Consider the following 5,926-nt stretch of genomic DNA (forward strand, 5'->3'; position numbering starts at 1 on the left):
TCCCATGGCCGCGGAGACCGCCACCATTGCGAGGCCCCCGGCGGCGGTGACGGCGGTCTTGGCGAATCCGGAGGCCAGCCCGGCCGCGTCCGGCGGGGCGGCGTCCTGGACCGCGACCAGGGCCAGGGCGTTGGCGGTGCCCAGGGCCAGCCCGCACGCGGTCAGGGCCGCCGCGACCAGCGGGACCGACGGGAGGGCGCCGAGCAAGGCGAGCAGGCCCGTCCCCGTGACGATGAGGCCGATGAGCACGGGGACCGGCCGTGCCGCCGCCCGGCCCGCGAGTGGGCCGCCCGCCGCGACGGCGAGCGAGGGGGCGGCGAAGACGATCCCGGCGGCCGCCGCGTCCAGCCCCCACGTCCGCTGCAGGGCGAGCGGCCCCGCGAAGAGCCACACCACGGTCGCGGCGTTGGCGGCCGCCCCGAGCGCGGCCGCGGGGGCGACGGCGCGCAGCACCCGGACCGGCCGGGCGCCCGGTGCGCGGCCCGGTGTTCGGCGCGGTGGCGGGGACGGCTCTCGCACCGTGAGGGCGGCTCCGGCAGCGGCGGCGGTCAGGGGCACCACCGCCCAGAACACCCAGGGCCACCCGGCCAGGGAGGTCAGCGCGCCGCCCGCGACGGGGCCGACGGCGGTGGCCAGCCCGGCCGCCCCCAGTGCGCGGCCCGTGGCGCGGGCGGCCCGCCCGCCGGGCGCCGTCCGGGCGACCAGCGCCAGCCCGGCGGGCATCACCAGGCCGCCGCCGATCCCCTGGAGGGCGCGGAAGGCGATGAGGGCCGTGGGCGTCGGGGCCGATGCGCACAGCGCCGATCCTGCGGCGAAGGCCGCGAGCCCCGCGAGGAGCACCCTGCGGTGGCCGACCCGGTCCCCGGCGCTCCCGCCGGGCACCATGGCGGCCCCGCAGGCGAGCAGGTAGGCGGCGACGGCGGCGGGCAGCCGGTCGGCGGTCATCCCGAGGTCGGCGCCGATGGACGGCAGGGCGAGGTTGAGGGCGAAGGAGTCGAACTGGACGCTGAACGCGCCCAGGCCGAAGGCCCAGACGGCGGGCCGGTGGTGCGTCCGGTGCATGAGGAGGGCCCCCGTTCTCGGCGGATGCGGGCATGACAGGGCCAGGCCGAGACAGGGATTGAGAAGAGAGGGATCGAGAGGAGAAAGCGCTCAGCGCGGGGAATCCGGTGGTCCGGATGGAGAACGGCTATCGCAGCCGGATGCCTTCGAGGCGGAGCAGGTGCTCCTTGCGCTCGATGCCCCCACCGTACCCGACCATCGAGCCGTCGGCTCCGATCACCCTGTGGCACGGGACCACGATCGACAGCGGGTTCCGGTTGTTCGCCGTGCCCACGGCGCGCGACGCCCCGGGCGCCTCCAGGGCCCCGGCGATGTCCCCGTAGCTCACCGTCGCCCCGTAGGGGATGGCCGTGAGCTGCCGCCACACCCTGCGCTGGAACGGGGTGCCCCTCGCCGCCAGCGGAACCGAGAACTCCTTCAGGTCCCCGGCGAAGTAGGCCTCCAGCTCCTTGACCGCCGTGTCGAACGCGTCCGGCGCGCGCTCGGCGCCCTCCGGGACCGCGGCGGGGGACATGTGGACCCCGGTCAGGGCCTCGCCGTCGCCCAGCAGCAGGAGGTCGCCGAGCGGCGACCCCGCCACCGTGTAGAGGAGCGGGCCGGGCCCCGGCTCGCGCAGGTCGGCGGGCGTCCGCCCCTGCGGGCCCNGTCGAAAGGCAGGGGCTCCATGTCACTCCTCGCTCTCGCGGCCGTCCCAGGCCCACAGGTAGTGCGTGGCATAGGAACGGTACGGGCTCCATGCGCGCACCGTGTCCGGCGGGGGCGTGCCTCCCAGGCGCTCCAGCGCCTTGCGCACCCCCAGGTCTCCGGCCAGGAACACGTCCGGGTCCCCGAGGGCCCGCATCCGGATGTAGTCGGCCGTCCAGGGCCCGATCCCCTTGACCGCCAGCAGCCGCTCCGCCGCCTCCTCCCGGTCGGCGCCGGGCCCCAGGTCGATGGCGCCGGAGGCCAGCGCCTCGCACAGCGCGACCAGCGCCCGCCCCCGCGAGCGCGGCATCGGCAGGTCGGCCGGGTCCGCGGCGGCCAGCGCCTCCGGGCGCGGGAACGCCCGCACCAGCTCCCCGGAAGGGGCCGGCAGCGGCTTTCCGTACCGTTCGGCCAGCCGCCCGGCCGCCGTGCGCGCCGCCGCCACCGACACCTGCTGGCCCACCACCGCCCGCACCGCGTACTCGGCCGGGTCGGCGGCGCCGGGGGCGCGCAGGCCGGGCAGCGCCCGCACCGCGGGCGCCAGCAGCGGGTCGGCGCCCAGCACCTCGGCCACCGCGCCGGGATCGGTGTCCAGGTCGAGCAGGCGCCGCAGCCGCTCCACGGCGGTGCCCAGGTCGCGCAGGTCCTCCAGGTGCAGGCGGCAGGGCAGGTGCGGCGGCCCCGACGCGGCGCCCGGGGCCAGGTCGACCTCGGCGGTGCCGGTGCCGTGCGGCAGGTCCAGGACCCGGCGGTACCGGTCCCCGCGCACCTCCTCGACCCCCGGGACCGCCCGCGCCCCGAGGAAGGCGCGCATGTGCGCGTGGGCGATGGGGGCGCGCAGCGGCAGGCGCAGCCGCGCCCCGTCGGCGGGGGCCCCGGACCGGTGCGGTGAGCGCTCCCGCATCTGCCCGGGGGTGCGGTCGAAGACCTCCCGCACGGTGGCGTTGAACTGCCGGATGCTGGCGAACCCCGCGGCGAAGGCGATGTCGGAGACCGGCATGGCGGTGGTCTCGATGAGCACCCGCGCGGTCTGCGCGCGGCGCGCCCGGGCCAGCGCCAGCGGCCCGGCCCCCAGCTCGTCGGTGAGCATCCGGTTGAGCTGGCGTTCGCTGTAGCCGACGGCCGCGGCCAGGGCGGGCACGCCGCCCCGGTCCACCTCGCCGTCGGCGATCAGCCGCATGGCGCGGCCCACCGCGTCGGCGCGCACGTTCCACTCCGGCGACCCGGGGGAGGCGTCCGGGCGGCACCGCTTGCAGGCCCGGAACCCGGCGGCCTGGGCGGCCGCGGCCGACCGGTAGTAGCGGACGTTGGCCCGCCGGGGGACGGTGGCCGGGCAGCTGGGGCGGCAGTAGATCCCGGTGCTGGTCACGGCCGTGTAGAAGACGCCGTCGAAGCGGGCGTCCTTGCCCCGGACGGCCCGGTAGAGCTGTTCGTCGTCCATGTCCGCGATGGTCACGTCCCCATTGTGCGCCGGGCGCGGGGCAGGGACCGGCGGGTTTCGGACATGGCGGTGGGCGGGGGCGGCGGGGTCAGCCGTCGCCGTGTTCGCTCAGGTAGGCGATGTACAGCGGCCGCAGCGCCTCCTGCACCTCCGGGTCGCCCTCCGCGGACAGGGCCTCGCTGACCCGCGCGGACGCCGTCGCGATCCCCGCCTCGCTCGCCTCCAGGTGGCCCGCCGCCGCCTCCGCGGCGGGGATGCTGCGCAGCAGCCGCCAGAAGAACTGCACGTCCCACCGGTGCCTGGCGAGTGAGAACGCGCGCTCGCGGAGCTCGTCGGTGCTGAGCCGCTCCAGGCGGTCGAGGTCGTCGCCCATACCGGACAGATACCCGCGCCCCGGTGCGTTCAACAGCGAGTGACCTACGTTACGCTGCACACACGGTGCCGGAATTGCGGGAGGTACGTGGCATGGGTGCGTCATCGGCGGTTCGGGTCGTCATCGCCAAACCGGGGCTCGACGGCCACGACCGGGGGGTGAAGGTCGTCGCCCGCGCCCTGCGCGACGCCGGGGTCGAGGTGATCTACACCGGCCTGCGCCAGACCCCGGAGATGATCGTCAGCGCCGCCCTGCAGGAGGACGCGGACGCCATCGGCCTGTCGGTGCTCTCCGGCGCGCACATGACCATCTTCGCGCGGGTCGTGGAGCTGCTGAAGGAGAACGGCGCCACCGACGTCAAGGTCTTCGGCGGCGGCATCATCCCCGAGGACGACATCCCCGAGCTGGAGCGCCTGGGCGTCGCCAAGATCTTCACCCCGGGCGCCACCACCGCCGAGATCGGCGACTGGGTCCGCGGAAACATCCACGCGGTGCACGCCGCCGGGTAGCCGCTGTCTACACTTGTGGGCTCGTGCTCTCCGATGCCCTGCCCGCGTTCTCCGACATCCCCCCGCAGCTCCTCGCCCTGCTGCTCATCGCCGCCATGGCGGCCGGATGGGTCGACGCCGTCGTCGGCGGCGGCGGGCTGCTCCTGCTCCCCGTGCTGCTGGTGGCGTTCCCGAACGCGCCGGTCGCCCCGCTCCTGGGCACCAACAAGCTGACCGCGGTGTTCGGCACCGCCTCGGCCGCCGTGGCCTACGCCCGCAAGGTGCGGCTGCGGCACCGTCTGGTGTGGCCCGCGGCCGGGCTCGCGCTCCTGGGCGCCGGGGCGGGGGCCGCCCTGGCCGGGGCGGTCTCCTCGGACGCGCTGCGCCCCATCGTCATGCTCGTGCTCGCGGCGGTGCTGGTCACCGTGATCGTGCGCCCCGCGCTGGGCTCCTCGGCCGACACCGCGCGCCTCACCCCGCGCCGGATCGCCGCCGCCGTGCTGCTCGCCGGGGCCGGGGTGGCCTTCTACGACGGGCTCATCGGGCCCGGCACCGGGACCTTCCTGATCATCGCGTTCACCGCGGTCACCGGCATGGACTTCGTGTCCGCCTCGGCGTCGGCCAAGATCGTCAACACCGCCACCAACGTCGGCGCGCTGGCCGTGTTCGCCGCCAACGGCGACGTGCTGTGGGCCTTGGGCCTGGCGCTGGCCGCGTGCAACGTGGCCGGGGCCCAGATCGGCGCCCGCATGGCGCTGCGGCGCGGGGCCGGTTTCGTGCGCGCCGTGCTGGTCGTGGTGGTGGCGGCGCTGCTGGCGAAGCTGGCCTGGGAGTGGCTGTCCGGGGTGCTGTGAAGGGCGATGTGACGGGTCACACGAATTCTCACGGCATCCCCTGGCAGCGGCCGGTGGCATTCCTCTCGAAACCGTGCTTTGACTGGTCACCGGCCCCCCGGTGGCAGCTCGCAAGCCCCGGGAGGACTAAGCTTCCGCATGTTGCGGATGGAATCATCAAAGGAACTTACAACGCGGACCTGCGGGCGATGGTTCCCGCCGGCCCGGTGCGAGTGACACGCCTCCGCAGACCACTGCAGCCAGCGAGTAACAAGGACGGACCCTCGTGGACCTGTTCGAATACCAGGCGAAGGCGCTCTTCGCGGAGCATGGGGTCCCGGTACCCCAGGGAAAGGTGGCGAGCACGCCCGAAGAGGCGCGTGCCATCGCCGATGAGTTCGCGGCGGCAGGCACGTCCCGTGTTGTCGTCAAGGCGCAGGTCAAGACCGGCGGCCGCGGCAAGGCCGGCGGCGTGAAGGTGGCCGACGGCCCCGAGGACGCTCAGGCCAAGGCCGAGCAGATCCTCGGCATGGACATCAAGGGCCACACCGTGCACCGCGTCCTGGTCGAGGAGGCCAGCGACATCGCGGAGGAGTACTACTTCTCCTTCCTGCTGGACCGGGCCAACCGCACCTTCCTGTCGATCTGCTCCGCCGAGGGCGGTGTGGAGATCGAGGAGGTCGCCGAGACCAACCCCGACGCCGTGGCCAAGGTCGCCGTGGACGCCCTCAAGGGCGCCCCGGCCGACGTCGCCGCCGAGATCGTCAAGCAGGGCAAGCTCCCGGAGAAGGCCGCCCAGGGCGCCGCCGAGCTGATCACCAGGCTGTGGGACGTCTTCGTCGCCAAGGACGCCACCCTGGTCGAGGTCAACCCGATGATCCTGACCGGCGACGGCCGCGTCGTGGCGCTCGACGGCAAGGTCACCCTGGACGAGAACGCCGAGTTCCGCCAGGACCTGGAGAGCCTGGCCTCGGCCGCCGAGGGCGACCCGCTCGAGGTCAAGGCCAAGGAGAAGGGCCTGAACTACGTCAAGCTCGACGGTCAG

Annotated in this window: 7 protein-coding genes; 3 read left to right on the forward strand and 4 right to left on the reverse strand. The window is 75.1% G+C overall.

The genetic code is table 11. The features are described 5' to 3' along the window. From D476_RS0130705 to D476_RS0130720, 4 genes are all read right to left on the reverse strand, one after another. The coding region (locus tag D476_RS0130705; protein WP_017627701.1) for an MFS transporter at positions 1 to 1,062 on the reverse strand (1,062 nt) is incomplete at its 3' end. A 127-nt stretch (positions 1,063 to 1,189) separates the two neighbouring features. Next, positions 1,190 to 1,678 carry a methylated-DNA--[protein]-cysteine S-methyltransferase gene (locus tag D476_RS0130710; RefSeq protein WP_040728905.1) on the reverse strand — a complete coding sequence of 163 codons (489 nt, stop codon included), beginning with the start codon at positions 1,676 to 1,678 and terminating at the stop codon, positions 1,190 to 1,192. 51 nt (positions 1,679 to 1,729) lie between these two features. Beyond that, positions 1,730 to 3,187 carry a DNA-3-methyladenine glycosylase 2 family protein gene (locus D476_RS0130715; protein ID WP_192826452.1) on the reverse strand — a complete coding sequence of 486 codons (1,458 nt, stop codon included), beginning with the start codon at positions 3,185 to 3,187 and terminating at the stop codon, positions 1,730 to 1,732. Positions 3,188 to 3,275: 88 nt separating this feature from the next. Further along, positions 3,276 to 3,560, reverse strand: coding sequence for a hypothetical protein (locus D476_RS0130720; protein WP_017627704.1), 285 nt, complete (start codon positions 3,558 to 3,560; stop codon positions 3,276 to 3,278). Positions 3,561 to 3,652: 92 nt separating this feature from the next. Here D476_RS0130720 and D476_RS0130725 point away from each other — a divergent pair, with 92 nt between their 5' ends. The 3 genes from D476_RS0130725 to D476_RS0130735 all read left to right on the forward strand — a co-directional run. Continuing rightward, positions 3,653 to 4,069, forward strand: a complete 417-nt coding sequence (locus D476_RS0130725; protein ID WP_017627705.1) for a cobalamin B12-binding domain-containing protein — start codon at positions 3,653 to 3,655, stop codon at positions 4,067 to 4,069. A 23-nt stretch (positions 4,070 to 4,092) separates the two neighbouring features. Next, the gene (locus D476_RS0130730) at positions 4,093 to 4,902 is read left to right on the forward strand and encodes a sulfite exporter TauE/SafE family protein (RefSeq protein WP_017627706.1); all 810 of its coding nucleotides are present in this window, start codon (positions 4,093 to 4,095) and stop codon (positions 4,900 to 4,902) included. A 265-nt stretch (positions 4,903 to 5,167) separates the two neighbouring features. Then, positions 5,168 to 5,926 (forward strand): ATP-grasp domain-containing protein (locus tag D476_RS0130735; protein WP_017627707.1); only part of this gene is annotated, 759 nt, incomplete at its 3' end.

Source organism: Nocardiopsis chromatogenes YIM 90109 (assembly GCF_000341185.1).
Classification (GTDB): Bacteria; Actinomycetota; Actinomycetes; order Streptosporangiales; family Streptosporangiaceae; genus Nocardiopsis_A; species Nocardiopsis_A chromatogenes.